Genomic DNA, 20875 nt, shown 5'->3' with positions numbered 1-20875 from the left:
ACAAATCCAAACTTAAAATAGATCTTAATCCGAAGGAATTTCCTGGATCTGTGCTCCATTCAGCAGCTTGCGGGGCGAAATGCCATACTTTTCTTTAAAGATCTTGGAAAAATAACTTCGACTGGACAGCCCAAGTTCGTAAACGACCTCGCTTACATTCTTTCTTCCTGAAGACAGCATATTGAGGGCTTTCGAAAGTCGGACATCGCGAATGTATTCATTGACCGTTTTCCCGTAGAGGGCCTGAAAACCGGTTTGCAACTTGTTGGTGTTTACACCCGCAACCTTAGCCACGTCGTGCACGGTGGCAGCCATTGCAATGTTCTCTTCAATATGTTTTGCAGCTTTTTCAATGGCTTCGAGGTCTTTTTCGCGGATATTATTACTGAAAAATTCGTGATCTTCCTTCTTGAACCGGTACAACATGTAGCTCAAAATTTCCAAGGTTTTCCCGCCCAGATAGGTCACTCGTGGAAAACCTTCCAGTTCGGAACTTTTGATCTTTTTCAATACTTCGGAAGTTTGCATATTGAATTTTCCTACCTGGCAAATGCGTCGTTCGGCTTTTACATCATTGAATATTCGGTAATAAACCGGTTCGAGTTCATGCAGATCAAAAGAAAGGTATTGCTGAAATTTGAGTCGGTCCACCTCCAGATAGGTCAAATTGACCTCGGTATTCGCCGGAAAATTGATGATATGGGTTTCCTGGTCCAGCGGTGCTGCAATCAAATGCTGATGGTGTTTCAGTTTTTGTACATGTTCGGAATTGTGGAACTGGCTGGTTAATTCGCCAGACAATAGGTAGAGTATGCGCAAGGGTTTAACGACCGGATGGCAAATCCGGAATTGTGTTTTTTCCTTAAAGCTGCATTTATAAGTATACAGGCCTATTCCGTTTGGAAAATTGATCCCGTAGACGTGCCCGTTTCCTAAACTGGCGGGGATCTGAAGACTAAATTCTCCGAGTTCGTTTTGATATCCTATTTCAAGTTGTTCTGCTAATTCCGGCACAAAATCGTCCACATCATTCAATTCTAAACGATAGACATTCATGTAAAAGTAAAGATTTGTTGATTCGTATCTAAAATAAGGCTGAAAAGCCCATTATTCCTTATAGTTTCAGTTAAAACTTTACTAAATGCCTCATTTTCAGAAAAATTTGAAGCTTAATTCTGTTTCCTGAGAACCTGCAATGGTGGACTTTTAATGACTTCCAGACTATTGAAAATGCCTATGAGCCAGACCAGTGCGCAGATTGCCGGAACGATTACCACGAAGGGGATCAGCGAAGGAATAAATACTGATTGGAATAAAAAGTAAGCCATTAAAAACCCGGCTACCAAGGCCAGCAGAATCCCGGCCAAACTTCCTAGCAGGCCCAAATAGATGTATTCCAGCGAGACGATCTTTAAGATCTGGCCACTTTGAGCGCCCAGTGTTCGTAATAGCACACTTTCCTTAATGCGCTGATATTTACTGGTACGAACTGCCCCAATCAACACAATAATTCCGGTGGCAATACAGAAAAAAGCCATGAAATTAACGAGCCAGGCTATTTTCCCCAGGATATCTTCTACCAGGGATAAAATTTGCCTTAAATCAAGTATAGAAATATTTGGGAAATTTTTGACGATTTGTTGCTGTAAGCTTGCTGACTGTGATTCGTTGGCTGCTTTGGTGGTGAAAACCTTGAATTGCGGGGCCTGTTCCAGGGCACCGGCAGGAAATACCAGTGAAAAATTAAGCTGCACACGGCCCCAGTCCACTTTCCGCAAACTACTGATCCTGGTAGGCATCAGCACGCCCTGAACGTTGAATATAACCGTATCGCCTAAAGAAACTTCTGCATCTTTCGCAAAATCTTCACTGGCCGAAACCGGTATCGTGCCCTCACCGTCAAAACTGGAGATCCACCGGCCTTCTACAATTTCTTCGGACGCAATGATCGAATCCCTGAAGGTGGTTCGAAATTCGTGATTCAGGATCCAGCGGTTGATGGTGGAAGTAGAATCATTTTTTAGCTCCTGCGTAGTTTTGCCATTGAGTTCGGCAACCCGCATGGTAACGATCGGGATTTCATCCAGCACCGGAAGACCTTCAGCAGTGATCGTTTCAGATACATTTTTGGCTTGTTCGGTTTGAACATCTAACAGGATGAGATTCGGGCTGTTGGCCTGTGCATCCAGCGAGGCTTCTTTCAGTAAAATTCCGCGGCTAAAATACAGGGTGCTGATCAGGAATGTGCCCAGACCAATACTGAGAACGAGCATCAGCGTTTGGTTATTAGGTCTAAACAGATTCAATAAGCTCTGACGTGCGATGAAGGAAGCTTTCTTCGGAAAAAATCTTTTTACTGAAACGATAAATAATTGGGAAGTTCCGGTCAAAATCCCGAATATGACCAGGAGACTCAGCACAAAGTAACCGGCAAATTTCCAATCCCCAAGTAAGAAATAGGAAAAAAGATAGATAAAGACAAAAATCGCCAGAAGTATCGCAAGTCTTGCCCTTAGTGAAGCGTTTTTACGATCGTTGATGACGCGCAGCGCTTCCAATGGCGAAACATACAGCGTTCCCACCAGACTTTGCAGGGCAAAAAGCAGTGATAGAAAAAAGCCTAATGAAATACCCATGAGGATGGCTTCGGGAACCAGGGTTATCTCGACCTCAAAAGGTAGAAGATTCCCGATAATTGCTGGAAACAATTGTTGTAACAGGACACCTAATGTTGTTCCGGCAACTCCGCCAAGTAAACCGATAAGCGCGATCTGGATCAGGAAAATCAAGAAACTTTGTTTACGGCTTACCCCAAGACACTTGAGTACTGCAACCGATCTTAATTTCGATTTGATATAAAGATGAATGGAGCTGGCGATCCCAATACAACCCATCAATAAGGCGATAAAAGCAACCAGATTCAGGAATTTCCCGAAGTTTTCATAACGACGCCCCAGCCGTTCACTGGTGGCAGTATGGGTATCAATATCGGCATTTTCAATATCGAGCACCGGGTCCAGCTTTTCATCGAGCTCCTTCATATCCTGCCCGGCCCTGGCCTGAAAGTAATAATTGTAATCTATGCGACTTCCGGTTTGAATGAGTCCGGAACTTTTTACCGCGTATTCCGGAACGAGAACGGGAGGAGCGATAGAAGAGAATATGGAAGAACTACCGGGAATAGATTTTAACCTGCCCAGAATAGGCAGGGTCACGTTTCCAAATTTGATGCTGTCGCCAGGTTTGAGGCCAAACTGTAACATCGTCGTGGCATCGACCAAGGCCGCATTTTGTTGCTGAAAATCTACCGGATCGTTTTGAGTGGTCTCGATCTTCCCGTAAAAAGGAAAGCCTCCTGAAATTCCGCGGAGATCCATCAATTTGGTTTTTCCGTTCGATGGAAAAAGGATCATCGACGAGAAACTGGTCTCACTGGCATCGGCGCCGCCAAGAGAATCGATGATGTGCGAAACTTTTTCGGTAATGGGCTGATCGCTATCAATAATATAATCGGCACCCATCAGTGATTTAGATTGCAACGCAATATTATCTTTCAGGTTTTCGCCAAAGCTATGTATCGAAACTACCGCGGCAATGCCCAGAACAATGAATGCCATAAAAAGGCCTAATTTCCCGAAGCTTGCGCGGGCATCTCGCCATGCCATTTTCCACAACCATGAAAATCCTGCAGTATGATTGAAATTTTCAGCCATTATGAAATTTCACTTTCCAGGATTCGGCCGCCTTTGAGACGAAGTACCCGATTAGACAATTTGGCGAGTTCCATATCGTGCGTAACGATCACCAGCGTAGTGCCGTGTTCTTTATTGAGTTCAAAAAGCAGTTGAATGATCTTTTCCCCGGTTTCTTCGTCCAGATTTCCAGTAGGTTCGTCGGCAAAAAGTATTTCGGGTTCGTTCACAAAAGCCCGGGCCAGCGCCACACGTTGTTGCTCCCCGCCAGAAAGCTGAGAAGGGTAGTGGTGGATGCGGTCGCCGAGGCCCACCTTTTCCAATAGCATCTTCGATCTTTCAAAAGCAGCTTTTTCTGCCTGCAGTTCCAGTGGTATAGCTACATTTTCAATAGCTGTTAGTGTGGGTAAAAGCTGGAAATCCTGGAAAACAAATCCTGTTTTCCTGTTCCGAAGGCGGGCTCGCTCGTCCTCTGTTAACCGGGTTAACTCTTCACCGCAAAGTTCTACCTTTCCGGAGCTAGCCTCATCCAGCCCGGCACACAGGCCTAGCAGCGTGGTTTTTCCGCTTCCGGAAGGTCCAACAATACTAAAAACTTCGCCTTTTTTGACCTCAAATGTGAGATCGTGTAAAATTGTTAACTCCCTGTTACCTCCAGAATAAACCTTCTGTAGGTTTTGAACGTTTAATATATTTGACATAGCAATTTCGTGATACCACAAATTATAAAAATGATTTCAATTATGACCAGTTTCCGGACGTTTCGATTCACATTCCTTTTCGCTTTTCTAGTTTTTTGTAATTCCTGTAAAAATGAAACACAAAAAGCTACGGAACCATCTTCGGAAAAGATCCAGTCTTGGGAAAATTCAGCAGCAGTAAAGGATTCAGTAAAAAACATACTTTTCTACGGGAATAGCCTCACCGCCGGTTACGGATTGGATTCAGACGAAGCTTTCCCGGCTTTGATACAGCAGAAATTAGATTCTTTGAACCTCGATTATAAGGTCATCAACGCAGGTTTAAGTGGCGAAACCACAGCTGGCGGGCTCGGCCGCTTGGATTGGATATTAAAACAGCCGGTTTCCATTTTCATACTGGAACTTGGCGCTAACGATGGTCTGCGGGGGGTACCGCTGGACGAAACCCGAAAAAATCTCCAGTCGATCATTGACAAGGTTCGGCAAAAGGATCCTGAAACCAACATTATCCTTGCAGGGATGCAATTACCTCCAAATATTGGCAGAGAATATACTGCTGAATTTAAAGAGATTTATCCTTCCCTGGCAGAAAAAAATGACCTTTACCTCATTCCGTTTTTGTTAGAAGACGTAGCCGGAAAACCTGACCTAAACCAGGGTGATGGCATTCATCCCACCGCGGAAGGACAGAAAATTGTCGCCCGAAATGTGTGGGAAATTCTTCGTGAGGTCATTTCAGAATAAGAATAGCAAACTAGGATGCAGGAACCGCATTGATTTCTTTCATAATTTCAGCAAAAAGGCGATAGGATTTCAGGCGGTCTTCCTGATGATAAATGTGAGAAGTTACTATCAGTTCATTAACACCGGTATCCTTCAGGAAAGCTTCGGTTTTGTCACGCACGCTAGCCGGACTTCCGAAGAAGGCGTATTTCATCATTTGCTGAACTGCGGGCTGCATCTTCAGATAAGCGTAATCTTCATTAAAATCTTCCGGTTCCTGCAGGTAATCAGGATTTTGAGAAAGAACTCCTAGAATCATGCGCAGAGAACTGGTAGAGAGTCTTTCTGCCTCTGCATCCGTATCAGCAACAATGACGTTAATCCCCGCGATCGTATAAGGTTCCGAAAGATATTCCGAAGGCTGAAATTCTGACCGGTAGATCTCAAGAGCCTGAAAAAGCTGATTTGGTGCAAAATGACTGGCGAACACATACGGCAGGCCTTTAGCAGCGGCAAGGTGTGCACTATCGGTACTCGAACCCAGAATGTAAAAAGGCATTTCCACACCTTCAGCTACCGTTGCCCGGACTTTCGTGGTTTCCCTGGTATTGGTAAAATACCTCCGGATTTCCTCTATTTCGTGCGGAAATTGATAAACTGAATTCATGCGATCTGATCGAATCGCCTGCGCGGTGATTTGATCGGTCCCAGGAGCTCTTCCTAGGCCAAGGTCAATTCTTCCCGGATAAAGTGCGCCCAGCGTCCCGAATTGTTCAGCTACGATAAGCGGCGAATGGTTAGGCAACATGATTCCACCCGATCCCACGCGAATACTTTTGGTTCCGTTAGCGATATAATCAATCAATATAGCTGTGGCCGAGCTGGCAATACTTTTCATATTATGATGTTCGGCCAACCAGAAGCGGGTATACCCAAGACTTTCGGCGAGATTTGCCAATTCCAGACTATTCTGAAAAACTTTTTGCAGGGAAATCCCTTCACCTACTACTGCCAGTTCCAAAACGGAAAAATCTACTTTCTGCTGCATATTTTTTTCTGAAGGACAAAAATAAGGCTAAATGCCATGCGATCTCGAAATTGGGAATTGTAATAATCTATATCTGCTGCAAGTCGCAGCATGCGTGGTTATTGAAAAGCACAAAATAATGCTAAAGAAAACTTAAATTTTAACATCATCGCCTTGCTGAAATGTTTATATTTCATTGAATTTGAATAAGATATCATGAAAGAGTTAAGCCTACCCGAAGCGATAAGTATTCTCGATCAGGTATCTATTTATGGAAATATTTTTTCCCCTCATGATCACCTAATCGTGCAGGATGGCTGGTTCATTCAGGAATCCGGTAAAAAGTATCTTCGTGGTCATACCAGCGATGAATTGCTGGAAATTATCAAAAAAAATTCAGGGAACTTTCGGGTGTATTCCTCCAGGCACAGAAAACTCAGTGGCGATTACAGCATCAAGAATTACCGAAAAAGCACCAAAAAAGTTTATTAACTACCGACTAAAAATGAGCGCTCCGTAAGCTGGAATGTCGAGTTTTCCCTCCAGTTTATTTTCTAATTGTTCGATTTCCATAGCCGCAACCTCCAGGTCGCTTAAACTGTCATCATATCCTTTCCAGGTACTGTTGAATCTCAATTGCCAGTTGTCTTCCTGCAGCTGCAATTCGTAATTTTGAAGATCCTGAGAGCTGAAATTCAGAATGATTAAAACCGACTGGTGTTCCTCATTATAACGTTTATAAGCCAAAACTTTATTTTCATGATCTGTATGCAAAATTTCTACATGCTGGCCTGATAGTGCCTCCAATCCAGGAACTGCTCCTTTCCTGAAGTTGATCAGATCGGTCACCATACGTTCAATCCCTTTTAAACGCTCGTATTTTTGCCAGTCCAATCCTTCAGTATCTTTGAAATATTCGTCCTCCAGGAATTCCTGGCCCTGGAATAACATGGGTATCCCCGGCGCAGTGAGGCAAAGAACTATTCCTAAAATTGCTCGTTTTTTAGCAAAGACACTTTCCGCATCGCCGGGTTGAATTTCTTCCGGGACTCGGGCTTTTCCATTGGCTACTTCATCGTGAGACTCGGTATAGATGACCCGGCTGTAGGCATCATTTTCATATCGATAACATAAAGCATCAATAATCTTTTGCAGGTCACGATCCTGATCATTCACATTCGTGAGTACTTCCCGAACCGGATGCACAAAATTCATGTCCCATTGTGTGCCGTAACCAATTCCGCCTTTATCTATAGGATTGGTAACGATACTCTGGCTTTTCAGGTCTTCAGCAATGGTGATCACATTTGGGTATTTTTGATGTAGTTCATTATTGATGTCGCGCATCAGGATCATCCCTTCCAGAATTTCTGAATCCAGGCCCAAACCGCCACCTTCGTAACGAATGTAGGAGGTAGCATCCATCCGCAGGCCATCACAATGATATTTTTCAATCCACATCAGGGCGTTATCGCGTAAATACTGGCGAACTTCCGGCCTCCCGTAGTCAGGGCGGGTATTTCCCCAGGGCGTATCGCTGCGATGGTCGTTATAAAAATAGATCCCGCCTTTATCATTTTCGCTCCATCCATCAAACTGCCAAAGGTCTACGTCAGATGGTCCAAAATGGTTATATACCACGTCCATTATCACTCCAATTCCATGATGGTGTGCCGCCTTTATGAGTCGGAACAACCCGTCTGGACCGCCATAATCCTGTTCGACTGCAAAGGGGTGAGCGGGATTGTAACCCCAGGAAATCCCGCCGGCAAATTCGGCTACCGGCAATAATTCGATGCAATTTATTCCAAGTTTCTGGAGATATGGTAATTTGGAAATGACATCATCAAATGTTCCTACTTTTCCAGGATCGGGCCGGTAGAAAGTTCCTACATGCAGCTCATAGATTACTAGCTGATTCCATGATGGCAGCTGAAACGCATCGTTTTCCCAGTCAAAATTCAGGGTGCGAATGATAGAATTTCCGTCACTGTTGGTCACTTCAAAAGCATACGGATCATTTTTATAAAAGGAACGTTCCCCATTTTGGATGAGGTATTTGTATTGATCTCCTTCATTAGCTTTCGAAGTAATTCCGCTCCAATAACCGTTACCTTCATTTTCCAGGATTAACTGGTCAGCTTTCCAGCCATTAAAATCACCCACCACGGCGACCGCGTTGGCGTTCGGTGCCCATACACGAAAAGTGGTTTGACCTTCTTCCAGAATCGCGCCCATCCCTGCGGAAGGCGCCACCGTTTTCACGAGTTCCTTTTCCATAGCAATTACAGTTTTTTTATTTAAAAGTAGCTGCTGAAGAAATGCTAAGATTTTATTTGTGAGATAATTAACTAAACAAAAAAACCGGCGCCTGCCGGTTTCAGAAATTGTAGCAATATTAGACTTTATCGGTCTTATTTTCGATATGCTCTACATAATTTGCCTGGTTGGAAATGATCCTGCTGGGGGATATTCCGTATTTCTTTTTGAAGATCTTGGAGAAGTAACTTCGGCTGCTGAGCCCCAGCTCGTAAACGACTTCCGAAACATTTTTTTCTCCTGTGCTCAGTAGATTCAAAGCTTTCGTTAACCGCACATCGCGGATATACGAATTGACGGTTTGCCCATAGATCGCCTGGAAACCTTCCTGGAGTTTGTTCACGTTCAGGTTTACTTCCTTCGCAATTTCATCAACCGTTCCAACCGTGGACAGGTTGTTGCCAATGTATTCTACTGCGTTTTCAATGGCTTTAAGATCTTTGCGTTTCAGGTATTTGTATTGTTCCTGATCCTGATTTTTGCTAAAACGAGTGAGCATGTAAGAAAGGATCTCGAGCGATTTGGCCCCCATAAAATTAATCCTTGGAAATTTAATTTCTTCGCAATTCTTGATCTGTTTAATGACATCAAAAGTGCGGAAACCATAGCTGCCCTTGTCGCAAACCTGATTGGTAGCCTGTATGTCACTAAAGATCTTGTAATAAATGGGCTCCAGTTCTTCAATATCGAAAGAAAGATAGTGCTTGAATTTCTTCCTGTCGATCTCGAGATAACAAATGTCTACTTTTGTATTGGCGTTGAAAATAAGACTGTGCACTTCGTCTGCCCGCGGAGCAGCAATCAGGTGTTCGTGACCTTTAATACTAAAGGTTTCTGCCTGGTTGTTGAAATGTGATGAAAGTTCTCCGTTCACACAATAGATCAGCCGAAGCGGAGTCACATTGGGATGAAAAATCTGGATTTTCGTATCCCTTAAAAACGTACAATCAAACCAATACAATCCAATGCCATTGGGGAAATTGATGCAATTTAATTTTCCTTTACCCAAATCTTTGGGTACGTGCAGCGCATATTCCCCCAACTCGTTCTTATACCCAATGCCAAAATGTTCGGCAAGAGCGGGTATAAAATCGTCAACCTCCTTGAGTTCGAGATAGTAATGCTGCATAAATTGTGATGTTTTTAAGAATTTTTGCAAAAAAAATTAAAATTACTATAAAACTTAAATTTTTCATTCCTGAAACTCCTCGTATCTGGTTAAACTTTTATTAAAAGTACGGATTGCGTTAATGGGCTATTTAATACAGCACCGATTCGCATTTTAATTGAGCAATTTGCTGAAAAATTGAGGCTATTGATGCGAGAATTATTGAAAAATAACGCGGGTGTATTATTGGGATTTTTGGGATTGATCGTTCTAACGCTGATTAGCCCTAAAACCCTAAAAATTCTGCTTCTGATGAACCTTCTGGCGATCATCTTTCATCTTTTGGGCCAGTTCAGACTGCGTTCCAGGATCGGCCGTCAAAGCAGGAAAGGAAAAAATAGCGGGTCACCAAATGTTTCGGTACATGTGCCCTGTTATAATGAGCCGCCTTCTCTGGTGATCCAGACGCTAAAATGCATTCAGCAAAATGATTATCCCAATTTTGAAATCATCGTCATTGACAATAATACCCGAAAAACGCATACCTGGAAACCGGTTTCCGATTATTGTGAGCGCTTCAGCAACATCCGGTTTCAGCATTTTGACCAATTAGGCGGTTTTAAGGCCGGTGCTTTAAATGAAGCTCTGAAAATTACTTCCGAAGAAGCCGATTATATTTTTGTTCTAGATGCCGATTATTGTGTTTCCCGGAAAGCCATTCGCAAGGCCGTGAACCAGGCAATTCTCAATAAAGCACAACTTGTTCAATTTCCGCAGGCCTACCGGAATGTTTCCGGATGGAACCAGGCCTTGAATGAAGAATATGCACATTATTTTGAAGTCTTTTCTTCCGGAAGTAATTCTGACGGGAATGCGCTTGCCACTGGAACGCTAACTTTAATGCAACGGTCTGCCCTGGAAAAACTTGGCGGCTGGAAATCCCAGAGCATTACTGAAGATGCCAGCCTGGGAATCGCTTTTCGAGAAGCCGGTTTTCAAACCTTGTTCGTGAATGAGCAGATTGGTTTTGGTCTTATGCCTACCAATACGGAAGATATTCGGAAACAGCGCGTTCGCTGGATGTTTGGAAATATTCAGTCTTTACGGGAACTCCTTGCGTGCAGATCATTGAAGCTGAAAGATCGCCTGGATTGTTTGCTGCAACTCACGGCTTGGATTAATTTCCTCGGAATTCCCATTCTTTCCACTTTGCTCGTCCTGACTGGCTTTTTTTTCGATGATGCCGATCTTACTGCCGAAGTTTCTGCATTGATCAGCCTGAATATGGGGGTTTTTCTGATCGGGAAATTCCTGTTGTTTCATTCCATTTTCAAAAATGGCAGGGCCTTTATGGTTCACATTTCCTTTTTGTTGGAAGGCGCTTTCTGTTGGTGGAAAGCCTTATTTGGAGCGCAAAAACCCTTTGTTCGCACCAATAAATTTCAACGAAAACAACTACTAGACTGGTCATTCTTCTTACTGCCGGCCCTATTACTGCTGTTCAGCATTTCGCAATTTTTAACCAGTCATACTATCCTGGCCTTCAGCTTTTTGATCTATTCAATTTTATTGCTGAATGCGGCCCTTTATCTCAATGAACAAATGACGCCCTCAAAAAGTCTCACGCTCAAACTATTGAAATCATGAAGATTGGGATTATTGCACATTTTCGTTTTCCGTTAAGGGAACCTTATGCCGGCGGACTGGAGATGATCACTCATCATCTGGTTAAAGAATTGGAAAATGAAGGACATGACATTACCGTTTTTGCCAGGGAAGGATCAGATTGTCAGAATTTAAGGAGTCTGGAGTCTTATGCCGGATTTTCTCCGGAACAACTGCAGATCGAAGGAGATCTGGAAGAAAGGCTTGCAGAAGTGGCATACGCCAGAATCTTCCGGGAAATTGATGATCTGAAATTCGACTTGGTTCACAATCATTCCCTTCATCATCTTCCGATCATTTTGGGAAATGAATTGCAAACGCCCTTTATTACCTCGCTGCATACACCAGCCTTTCCTGAGATTAAGCTGGCGCTCCATTGTGTTAGAGCAAACCTAAATCAGCAATTCACCGCCGTGAGCGAAAACCTGTCAAATTATTATTCCGCATATATTCCGAAGCCAAAAGTGGTCTATAATGGAATCGATATTGAAAAATGGCAGTTTTCACCAGGCAATAGTGGTAAATACTGTATCTGGTACGGAAGATTTTGCAAGGAAAAAGCGCCACACCTTGCCATAGAAGCAGCGATTTTGGCTCAATTGCCTATTGTCCTGGCCGGACCCGGCGAGGGGAATGAGTATTTCGAGGAAATGATTCGGCCGCACCTGGAAAAATACCCGGAAATCGTTCATTTTATCGGACATGTAGATCAACAGGAACTCAATATTTTGCTGAATGATGCCCGAGCTTTCTTATTCACGAGTGTCTGGGAAGAACCTTACGGACTGGCAATCGCGGAGTCACTGGCGGCAGGAACGCCGGTCATAAGCTGGGACAAGGGCGCTGCACCAGAAATCCTCACAGAAGAATGTGGCATCCTGTTGCCGGAGGCCGATGTAAACAGTATGGCGAAGGCACTGCATGCCTGTACCGAAATTTCACGAGTTGCCTGCCGGGAAAGAGCGCTGAATTTCTGCGGAAACATCCAGATGGTGCGCGCATTTACAAGTTTGTACGAAAGAAGTATCCAACCAAAAAAAGAACTATGTTAGCCTATTATTCTCATTCACAGGGTTGCGGTCATAGCCGTTTTGCCGCTTTGATGAGCGAGTATTTCAAAGGAAAATTCAAGGTTTTTACAAGTTGCCCTTATTATTTTCAACCGGGCGTTCCCATCGTAAAACTTCCCACGGAAGATCCCGATGGAACCGGAATTCCCGCCGGGAAAATACCTGCACCGGAATATTTACATTATTCACCGGTCAACCAGGAATCGATCAAAAACCGAAGTTTAAAGCTGCTAACAGGTTTGATCAATTCTCATGTACAACTGCTGATTGTGGATGTAAGCGTGGAAGTTGCAGCGTTGGCCCGGGTTTCTTCTATTCCGTATGCTTATGTTCGCCTTCCCGGGAATCGCAACGATCCCGCTCATATTCAGGCTTTCCAGGGTGCTGTTTTTTTACTGGCTTATTATCCCGAAGAATTTGAACCGGAAGACACACCAAAATGGGTACGGGAAAAAACGATCTATCTGGGATTCCAAAGTCGGTTTCAGTTTGAAACGACCGTGAAACCCTCACAATTGTCAAATATCCTGGTGGCCATTGGGAAGGGTGGTTCTGAGAATATTCAGAAAACCCTGGATAAAATTCAGCAGCGTTTTTCCACCGCGAAAATTACCGCCATTGGAGATTTTGAAATGAACATTCCTGAACGTTTTCCGAAGATCCATTTTCCGGGGTTTGTAGATAATGTGCAGGCTTATATCGAAAAAGCCGATGTGGTCGTCGCTTCCTGCGGACTCAATAGCATCGGGGAGATTTTGGCATCAGGGAAGCCGTTTATCTGCATTCCGGAGAAGCGGCCTTTCCAGGAACAGCATATTACCTTTCAGAATCTGAAGCGACAGAATCATGTGCTCGATATTGACGAGATCCTGGAAATGAACGACAAGGAACTTTTAGATCGGCATTTTTCCGGTGATGAGTTAGTTCAAAACTCATCGATGGAGCGATTCAGGGCGTGGCTGGAAAAATATGAATACGACCCTTTAAAGCTTTTTGAAAACATATCGGAAATGAAAAAACCAGCAGATGCTTATGCCTGATTTCAGCCTGATCATTATTGTATCAGAAAGACGGGAACAGCTTCGGAATGTACTGGAACAGTTGCACAAAAGCTCTGTTAAACCTTCTGAAGTACTGGTTATTTACATGGATGATCTTCCAGAGATTTTGGAAACCGGAATTGCGCTTCGAAATTTCCGGATTACAGGAACCTCTGGTAAAATGCCGCTTGCAGCTGCCCGTAATTTTGGAGCAAAATATGCCAGTTTTGAGAAGTTGTTTTTTCTGGACGTAGATTGCCTTCCCGCACCCGACTTTTTTGAGCGAATGCTGGAAGATTATTCGGAAAACAGCATTTTAAGCGGAACGCCCTATTACCTTCCAGCAGATTTTGACATGGATGCATTGGAAGAGCAGGCGGTAGCCCATCCGGCAAAGCCTCCAATTTCTGATCGGCAGCCGGTAGCCGATTACAATTCCTTCTGGTCGTTATGTTTCCTGATTGGGAAGGAGCAGTTTCGTTCGTTAGGTGGTTTTGAGGAGGCATACACCGGTTACGGAGCCGAGGATACTGATTTCGCTCAGAAACTTCGAAAAGCAGAAATTCCATTTTTCAGAAGTCCGGCGAAGGTCTATCACCAGTATCATCCAAAATACGAACCACCTTTGAATCACTTAGAAGCTATTTGCCAGAATGCGGAGATTTTTCATCAGCGCTGGGGATTCTTCCCTATGGAAATATGGTTGAAGGAATTTCAGAAAATGGGGTATATCACGATGAAAGAAAATAAAATCAGTATCTTAAAATTTCCTTCTTCAGAAGAAATTGCTGATTGCCTAACGAAAAAACCATATTAATTTTATGATTTTCTTACTAATAGGAATACTCCTGTACCTGGCGGTGGTTTCAGATATCATTCAAACTACACTTTCCATGCAGGGGGGCGGTTGGATCACTACCAGGCTTGCTCATTACCTCTGGAACGGGTTTCTACTTTTGGCTGGACGCGATGGGAATAAGAAATTTCTTTCCCATTGTGGTTATATTTTACTGGGAATTATCCTGATAACATGGGTGGTCTTATTGTGGGGAAGTTTCAGTTTGATGCTACTTTCTGTAACCGATTCAGTGGTGAATGCGCAGACCAAGTTGCCTGCCGATATATGGAATAAATTTTATTTCGCTGGTTTCAATATTGCCACGCTTGGCCTAGGTGACTATGTTCCCGGGAATGATTGGTGGAAATTTGTGACCAATGTTTACGCGTTTACGGGTCTCATATTGCTTACCATGTCTGTCACATACCTGGTTCCGGTACTTTCCGCAGTAATAGAACAGCGCAAACTGGCGATAAAATTGGAAATCCTGGGGCCTGATGCAGAGACGATCCTAGCAGACCTGCTACAGGAAAAAACTTACGTGATGAATCACAAGCTGGATGAAATTTCAGACAGTCTGATCAAGCATACCCAAAACCACCGGGCATATCCAATTATTCATTATTTCCATAGTTATAAACCAGAAAAAGCGATCGTGCTACAACTGGCGAAACTCTTTGAGGTGTATTACCTGATCAAATTCCATTTGAAAGCGGAATGGCAACCGGCAAAAATTCATATCAGTTCGCTGGAAGATTCTTTTGTGAATTATACAAATATTGTTCGGGATGTGACCCATATGAATTTGATCGAAGAACTTCCAGAAGCTTTTACCTATAAGGAGTTGGAAACAAAGTATTATCAGCTGGAGAAGCCTAATCCAGAAACTTTAGAAGCGATCAATGAACGCCGAAAGGTTTTTCATTCGCTGGTCATTAAGGATGGCTGGAAACCAAAAACTAATTAACTTACAGAACTTAACAACCTACCAAAAATGCAAGAAGATCATACTTCAGAAAAGACAATGACGATTATTCCTATTCAAAGTGGCGCCAGTTTTTACCTTCGGAAAGGTGATAAACTTAAGGTTACCGATATTAAAGGGGCGCAAGTAAGCGATATGGTGTTGTTCAATGCCCGTTGTATCAAAGAAAAGATCTCGTCCGGGAAAACAATGGATTTTGAGGAGAGTATTCTGCTGAGCAAAGGAAATTACCTTTGGAGCAATCGTGGTAGAAAAATGATGGAGATCCTGGAAGATACGAATGGCCGAAATGATTTTTTACTGGCTCCCTGTTCTGCGGAAACATTTAAGATCATGTACGGTCACGAAGGTTATCACCCGAGCTGCCATGATAACCTGACAAAAAACCTTAAGGATTACAGCATCGAGGAAGATGATATACCCACGGCTTTCAATATTTTTATGAACGTGCAATTCGATGAGCAAGGAAAACTCAGCGTCGAAAAACCTACCAGCAAAGCAGGAGATTATGTGCTTTTTGAGGCCAAAATGAACCTGATCGTTGGTCTTACAGCCTGCTCGGCGGAAGACAGTAATGGCGGAAGTTTTAAACCCATCGGGTATGAAATTATTTCGGCAGAGTAGGGAAAATCTTTGTTTTTTAGAAGTGAATTTTGCAGGTTCCATTCGTACAGTAAATGCTGTAAAGATCGAATCCATGCAACCTTTCCTGTAAATTATATAGAATGTTAAATACCTGCGGGATTTTGAGTTTTAAACCAAGGGATGGGAATGGTAAAATTTTATCGCAGATGGCTTAGGATTTGAGTATCTCATATTTGCTGTCCTTTATTGGAAGGGAAAAGGAAAGGTGAGAAAGTAGAATTGCAGATCTAAAGTCAGGATGTTTCCCGAAATAGTCTTCAGAAGGATTAGATCTATTTATATTTAAAGTTTTAAATAGAGACAGCATTTATGCGCATTTACAATGCCCACCACAATAATTTAAAAAATATCCATTTAATTATTCCGGAGAACCGTTTGATCCTGGTTACCGGGCTATCTGGTTCCGGGAAATCATCGCTGGCTATGGAGGTGATCGCCAATGAGGGATATCGGTATTTTATGGAAAGCCTTCCGGCCTTCAACCAGCAAAATGCCCAGGCCATTCCAACTGCCGAGGTGGACGCGATCGAAGAATTACTGCCGGTGATTAAAGTAGAGCAATCCAAGCGATTTCAATCTATTAACGCCACTTTCGGCACATTAACCGAGCTCACTCAAACTTTCCGAATTCTTTTCGCCAGATATTCCGCGGAAAAATCATTGAGTAAATCCTGTTTTTCTTTCAATCATCCAAAAGGCGCTTGTGACTACTGCCGTGGAGTAGGAGAGGCGGAATATATCGACCTTCAGAAATTGATCGCCGATGAAAATAAGACCCTTCGGGAAGGAGCGATTACGACCACTTTGCCTAACGGGTATATCGTTTATTCGCAGATCACGGTAGATGAGTTGAATAAAGTTTGTAAGGCACATGGATTTTCGGTGGATATTCCCTGGAAGGATCTTTCCGCTGAGCAAAAAGACGTGATCTTAAACGGAAGTGAGCGCTTAAAGGTTTTCTACGGAAAACACAGCATTGAATCCAGGCTGCGATGGAAAGGACTGAAAGCAAAGCCGCGCGAAGAAGGATTTTATAAAGGAATACTCCCGATCATGTCCAATATTTTAAGGTTAGATCGAAATCCGAATATTCTGAAATTTGCCAGTTCCGAAATATGCCCTGAATGTCATGGTGCGCGTATTAAACCAGAGTATTTGCAGTTTAAATGGCAGGGTCAGGATTTTGCCAGCTGGATGGATATGCCGCTTGAGCAGTTGTATAAAACCCTTCAGGTGCTTCAGTTAAAAGGAGGGGAAAAAGCGCTGGTAGATCAGATCTGCCTGGAACTTCTTGATTTGACCAGTCTGGGGATGGGACAGTACTCCTTAAGCACTCCCAGTTTCGACATTTCTTCTGGTGATGGTCAGCGTATCAAACTGGTACGCCAGGTAAATGCGAACCTCCAGGGTATTCTATATGTTTTTGACGAACCTTCCATCGGTCTTTCCGGGAATTATCAGAAATATCTGTTACAAATTTTCCGGCGTTTAATAGACCGCGGAAATACCGTAATGCTTGTGGAACACGATCTCAATTTCATCCGGTCGGCCGACTGGATCATCGAATTGGGACCGCAAGCTGGTATCAATGGTGGAAAGGTGCTTTATAATGGATCTGTTGAAGATTTTCTGAAAAATGAGCTGATAAATAGCCCTACTTTGCAAGAATTAAAGTCGAAAAATACGGCACTTCCTGAGGAACCTATGAAGCAAACCGAGGGTGATTTTCAGCCTCAAAAAGCCAGGTTGCTTGTAATAAGCAAAAAAACGGGAAGGGCGCTCCAAAGACTACAGGATTATTGTGAGGAGCATCAACTTCAACTTCAAACAGTTTCAGATCAGCCAATTGGGAAGACACCGAGGAGCAACCCTGCGACCTATACTGGCCTGGCAGATAAAATTCGTGATATTTTCGCTAAAACATCTGAGGCAAAAGCGAAGGGATTATCAAAAAGTGCTTTTTCTTTCAATAATAAGCGCGGCCGTTGTGCAACCTGTGAAGGAGCCGGGGTGATCACGCTTTCCATGAGCCTGATGGGCAACATTAATCAAACCTGTCCCAGTTGTAACGGGAAGCGATTCAAACCTGAAATTCTGAAGATTCACTGGAACAATAAGAACATTTCAGAGATCTATGATTTGAGTATTTCGGAAGCGCTTCCTCTTTTTTCTGAAGAAAAGAAAATCACCGGAATTCTATCCCTTCTCGAAGAATTGGGCCTGGGATATATCAAACTTGGTCAACCCTCCAATACTTTATCTGGTGGCGAAGCGCAGCGTGTGAAGCTCACCAAGCATTTTGCTAAAAATTCAACTAAAACGCTTCTCGTTCTGGAAGAGCCCAGTATTGGCCTGCATCAACAGAACGTGAGACAGTTACTCCATGCTTTGCACCGATTGAAAAAGCAAACAGCCGGAATTTGCTGTTTTGAAAATCATGCTCTTTTTCAGGCATCCGGTGATATTTTGGTCGAAAATGAGCCTGTTTACAAGGCTCCGGAGATAGCCAAAACGAGCATTAAGTTGGATGATAAAATTTCCATCCAAGGTGCGAGAACCCATCATTTAAAAGATCTGGATATTGATTTTCCGAAGAACAAACTAACGGTAATCACAGGAATTTCAGGTTCCGGGAAATCTTCACTGGCTATTGATACACTTCACGGCTACGGATTACAGGAAATGACCAGACAATTCTCCGCATATCAGCAATCACGCGTAGGGGTTAATTTTCAGTTTGAGGCTGATCGAATTGAAGGCCTGAGTCCAACAATTTGTGTCACCCGGAAGGAAAGGAATTTTACCCGCCGAAGCGATATCAGCAAACAGGTAGGCCTGGATAAATTGTTGCGGTTTGCGTTTTCCAGGAAGGCGCAATATCAGGGCGAGGAACTTTCAGCCAGCCATTTTTCCAACAACCATGAGCTGGGAAAGTGTACCATATGTGATGGATATGGCGAGGAAATGATTCCCGATATCAGTAAGATCGTCCTCGAACCTGAGAAGAGTATCGCCGATGGATTACTGGAGCATAACAAAGCCCTGGCTTATTACGGTCGTTCCGGGGGGCAGTACATGGCTATTTTAGGGGAAGTTGGGAAGAGTCATGGTTTCACTTTGAAGACGCCATTTAGTCGGTTGTCAGAAGATCAAAAACAGTTATTGTTTTATGGTACGGGTGATAAGATTTGGAAAACTGACTGGAATTTCAAGACCAAAACCCGTGCAGGAACGCAGGCAGTTAGCATGAGTTGGGACGGAATCTTCAATTACCTGAAAGCCGAATATTTTAAAACCCGGAAAAATAAAAATATACAGAACCTGGAATCGCTCCTGAAATTGGCTAAATGTGGTAATTGTTCTGGAAGTGGCTTAAAACCGGAGCGCCTGCAATTTAAAATTGATGGGAAATCGATACATGATCTGAAATCGATGGATTTTAAAACCCTGCAAAACTGGGTTTCAAAAAACAAATTTCAGAAGGAGATCGATCAAAAACTGATCGGGAATTTATATTCTCTAACGGCTAATACCTTCAAAGTTGCTGAAAAACTGCATATTGATCATCTTCAGTTGAAGAGAAAATCGATCAGCTTATCGGGAGGAGAGAACCAGCGAGTAGGATTATTGACGCAGTTAAATAGTCCGTTAAAAGGCATCACGTATATCCTGGATGAACCTTCCGCTGGATTATCACTCCATAATATTCCGGACCTGATCAATCTTTTGAAAGACCTGGTCGCCAAGAAAAACACGGTCATCGTCATAGAACATCAAAAAGACATCATTTTGTCGGCAGATCATTTAATTCAATTAGGGCCAAAAGCTGGGAGTGAAGGAGGTTTTCTCACTTTTACCGGCACGCCCCAGGATTTTATGAATCAGGAAAATGTTCATCCGTTTTTTAAATCAAGGGATACTGATTTTAAACTGAAAAAGAGCAATGAGGTGATCATGATACAGGGAATTTCCAGATTCACTTTAAAAAAGAAACTTTTAGAGATCCCAATTGGCGGTATTACCGCTTTGAGTGGGCGATCTGGTATGGGAAAAACAACGCTCGTAAAGGATATTATAATACCAAGCCTGACAAAGCAAAAGCCGGTAAATTGCGATCGAACCGAATTTCCGAAACCTTTTAAGAAGGCTTTTTATTTTGAATCCAAACCCCTTCGTGCTTATTCAGAAACTTTATTGGTTTCCTATCTGGATCTTCTGAAGGGCATTTGCAAACTATTTGCCAAAGGATCGCATTGGAAACCTCGAGATTTTAGTTATAAAACGAAATCGAGTCAGTGTCCCAATTGTCAGGGAAAAGGTTTTGTGGAAACCAGCCTGGACGTAACTGCAAATGCTAGGGAAATATGTGAAGTTTGTCATGGTAAACGCTATAAAAAGGAGTTGCTGGAGCATTATTTGGGCTCCAAGAATATCGCGGAAGTGCTATCTCTGAAGGTTTCTGACTTTAAATCTTGGTTGGTAAGCGTAAATGCGGCTGAAGGAATGTGCGAAAAAATCGACTATTTTGAGGAAATAGGTCTGGGTCATTTGAAATTGGAGCAGCCGGTCAAATCACTTTCTTCCGGGGAAAAACAGCGCTTGCAATTGCTGAACTGGATTGAGGAAACAGCTGAAGACACCCTATTCATACTGGATGAACCCAGCGTTGGTTTGCATTTGGAAGACATCGATTTACTCTATGAAATTCTGAAGAGACTGGGCAATAAAAACGATGTTCTGGTAATTGACCATAATCCCTATTTGCTGCGTAAAATTGGAATTGGAACCGTACTACAATAAGGATAGAAAAACTGAAATTTTTCACAATTTGTTTAGGTGATACTTGAAATTTCAGTTTCTATGCGGCTGAGATATGTGGAAGAATCTTTTTGATTTTTCCCAATGATCCTATTTTCTATATAATCAGTTATTGGCTTCAGTAGTTTATCTAAATTTCTTTTAATGAAACGGCTTTAGATGGGGGGAAAGAATGGATTTGCGCAGTTTGGTTTTCCACTGCTTTAAGATTCCATCGAAGGATCTGGAATAATTTTTCAGAATT

The 20875-nt window shown here is 42.9% G+C and carries 15 protein-coding genes; 9 read left to right on the top strand and 6 right to left on the bottom strand.

What is annotated here, in order from left to right:
- Nucleotides 1-24 precede the first annotated feature (24 nt).
- The 3 genes from GRFL_RS00220 to GRFL_RS00210 all read right to left on the bottom strand — a co-directional run bounded on the left by GRFL_RS00220 (nt 25) and on the right by GRFL_RS00210 (nt 4393).
- Complete coding sequence (locus GRFL_RS00220) at nt 25-1056, bottom strand: AraC family transcriptional regulator (protein ID WP_083642436.1); 1032 nt, start codon at nt 1054-1056, stop codon at nt 25-27.
- 113 nt (nt 1057-1169) lie between these two features.
- Nucleotides 1170-3713, bottom strand: a complete 2544-nt coding sequence (locus GRFL_RS00215) for an ABC transporter permease (RefSeq protein WP_236995844.1) — start codon at nt 3711-3713, stop codon at nt 1170-1172.
- Complete coding sequence (locus GRFL_RS00210; protein WP_083642434.1) at nt 3713-4393, bottom strand: ABC transporter ATP-binding protein; 681 nt, start codon at nt 4391-4393, stop codon at nt 3713-3715. The genes GRFL_RS00215 and GRFL_RS00210 overlap by 1 nt, the downstream gene beginning before the upstream one ends.
- A 30-nt stretch (nt 4394-4423) precedes the next feature.
- Here GRFL_RS00210 and GRFL_RS00205 point away from each other — a divergent pair, with 30 nt between their 5' ends.
- On the top strand, nt 4424-5137 hold the full coding sequence (locus GRFL_RS00205; protein ID WP_236995843.1) for an arylesterase: 714 nt from the start codon (nt 4424-4426) through the stop codon (nt 5135-5137).
- Nucleotides 5138-5147: 10 nt separating this feature from the next.
- Here the strand turns inward: GRFL_RS00205 and GRFL_RS00200 are convergent, their stop codons facing one another.
- Nucleotides 5148-6164, bottom strand: a complete 1017-nt coding sequence (locus GRFL_RS00200) for an LLM class flavin-dependent oxidoreductase (RefSeq protein WP_083642432.1) — start codon at nt 6162-6164, stop codon at nt 5148-5150.
- 195 nt (nt 6165-6359) lie between these two features.
- On the opposite strand from GRFL_RS00200, the gene GRFL_RS00195 reads away from it, so the two are divergent.
- A complete protein-coding gene (locus tag GRFL_RS00195; protein WP_083642431.1) occupies nt 6360-6635 on the top strand; it encodes a hypothetical protein in 276 nt (91 codons plus the stop codon).
- Here the strand turns inward: GRFL_RS00195 and GRFL_RS00190 are convergent, their stop codons facing one another.
- Complete coding sequence (locus GRFL_RS00190) at nt 6636-8423, bottom strand: alpha-amylase family glycosyl hydrolase (protein WP_083642430.1); 1788 nt, start codon at nt 8421-8423, stop codon at nt 6636-6638.
- 118 nt (nt 8424-8541) lie between these two features.
- A complete protein-coding gene (locus GRFL_RS00185; RefSeq protein ID WP_083642428.1) occupies nt 8542-9591 on the bottom strand; it encodes a helix-turn-helix transcriptional regulator in 1050 nt (349 codons plus the stop codon).
- A gap of 189 nt (nt 9592-9780) precedes the next feature.
- On the opposite strand from GRFL_RS00185, the gene GRFL_RS00180 reads away from it, so the two are divergent.
- The 7 genes from GRFL_RS00180 (at nt 9781) to GRFL_RS00150 (ending at nt 20613) form a co-directional block, all read left to right on the top strand.
- On the top strand, nt 9781-11217 hold the full coding sequence (locus GRFL_RS00180; protein WP_083642426.1) for a glycosyltransferase: 1437 nt from the start codon (nt 9781-9783) through the stop codon (nt 11215-11217).
- Complete coding sequence (locus GRFL_RS00175; protein ID WP_083642425.1) at nt 11214-12287, top strand: glycosyltransferase; 1074 nt, start codon at nt 11214-11216, stop codon at nt 12285-12287. Before GRFL_RS00180 ends, GRFL_RS00175 begins: the two co-directional genes overlap by 4 nt.
- Nucleotides 12281-13345: a glycosyltransferase gene (locus GRFL_RS00170; RefSeq protein WP_158091628.1), complete on the top strand. Its 1065-nt coding sequence runs from the start codon at nt 12281-12283 to the stop codon at nt 13343-13345. Before GRFL_RS00175 ends, GRFL_RS00170 begins: the two co-directional genes overlap by 7 nt.
- Nucleotides 13338-14162: a glycosyltransferase family 2 protein gene (locus GRFL_RS00165; protein ID WP_158091627.1), complete on the top strand. Its 825-nt coding sequence runs from the start codon at nt 13338-13340 to the stop codon at nt 14160-14162. The genes GRFL_RS00170 and GRFL_RS00165 overlap by 8 nt, the downstream gene beginning before the upstream one ends.
- 4 nt (nt 14163-14166) lie before the next feature.
- Nucleotides 14167-15150 carry a potassium channel family protein gene (locus GRFL_RS00160; RefSeq protein ID WP_083642421.1) on the top strand — a complete coding sequence of 328 codons (984 nt, stop codon included), beginning with the start codon at nt 14167-14169 and terminating at the stop codon, nt 15148-15150.
- 57 nt (nt 15151-15207) lie between these two features.
- A complete protein-coding gene (locus GRFL_RS00155) occupies nt 15208-15792 on the top strand; it encodes a DUF1989 domain-containing protein (protein WP_083645889.1) in 585 nt (194 codons plus the stop codon).
- A gap of 330 nt (nt 15793-16122) precedes the next feature.
- On the top strand, nt 16123-20613 hold the full coding sequence (locus GRFL_RS00150; RefSeq protein ID WP_083642419.1) for an AAA family ATPase: 4491 nt from the start codon (nt 16123-16125) through the stop codon (nt 20611-20613).
- Nucleotides 20614-20875: the final 262 nt, after the last annotated feature.

It is taken from the genome of Christiangramia flava JLT2011 (assembly GCF_001951155.1).
Lineage (GTDB): Bacteria > Bacteroidota > Bacteroidia > Flavobacteriales > Flavobacteriaceae > Christiangramia > Christiangramia flava.
Note: the sequence above shows the minus strand (reverse complement) of the source record. Positions and strands in the feature narration are given on the sequence as shown.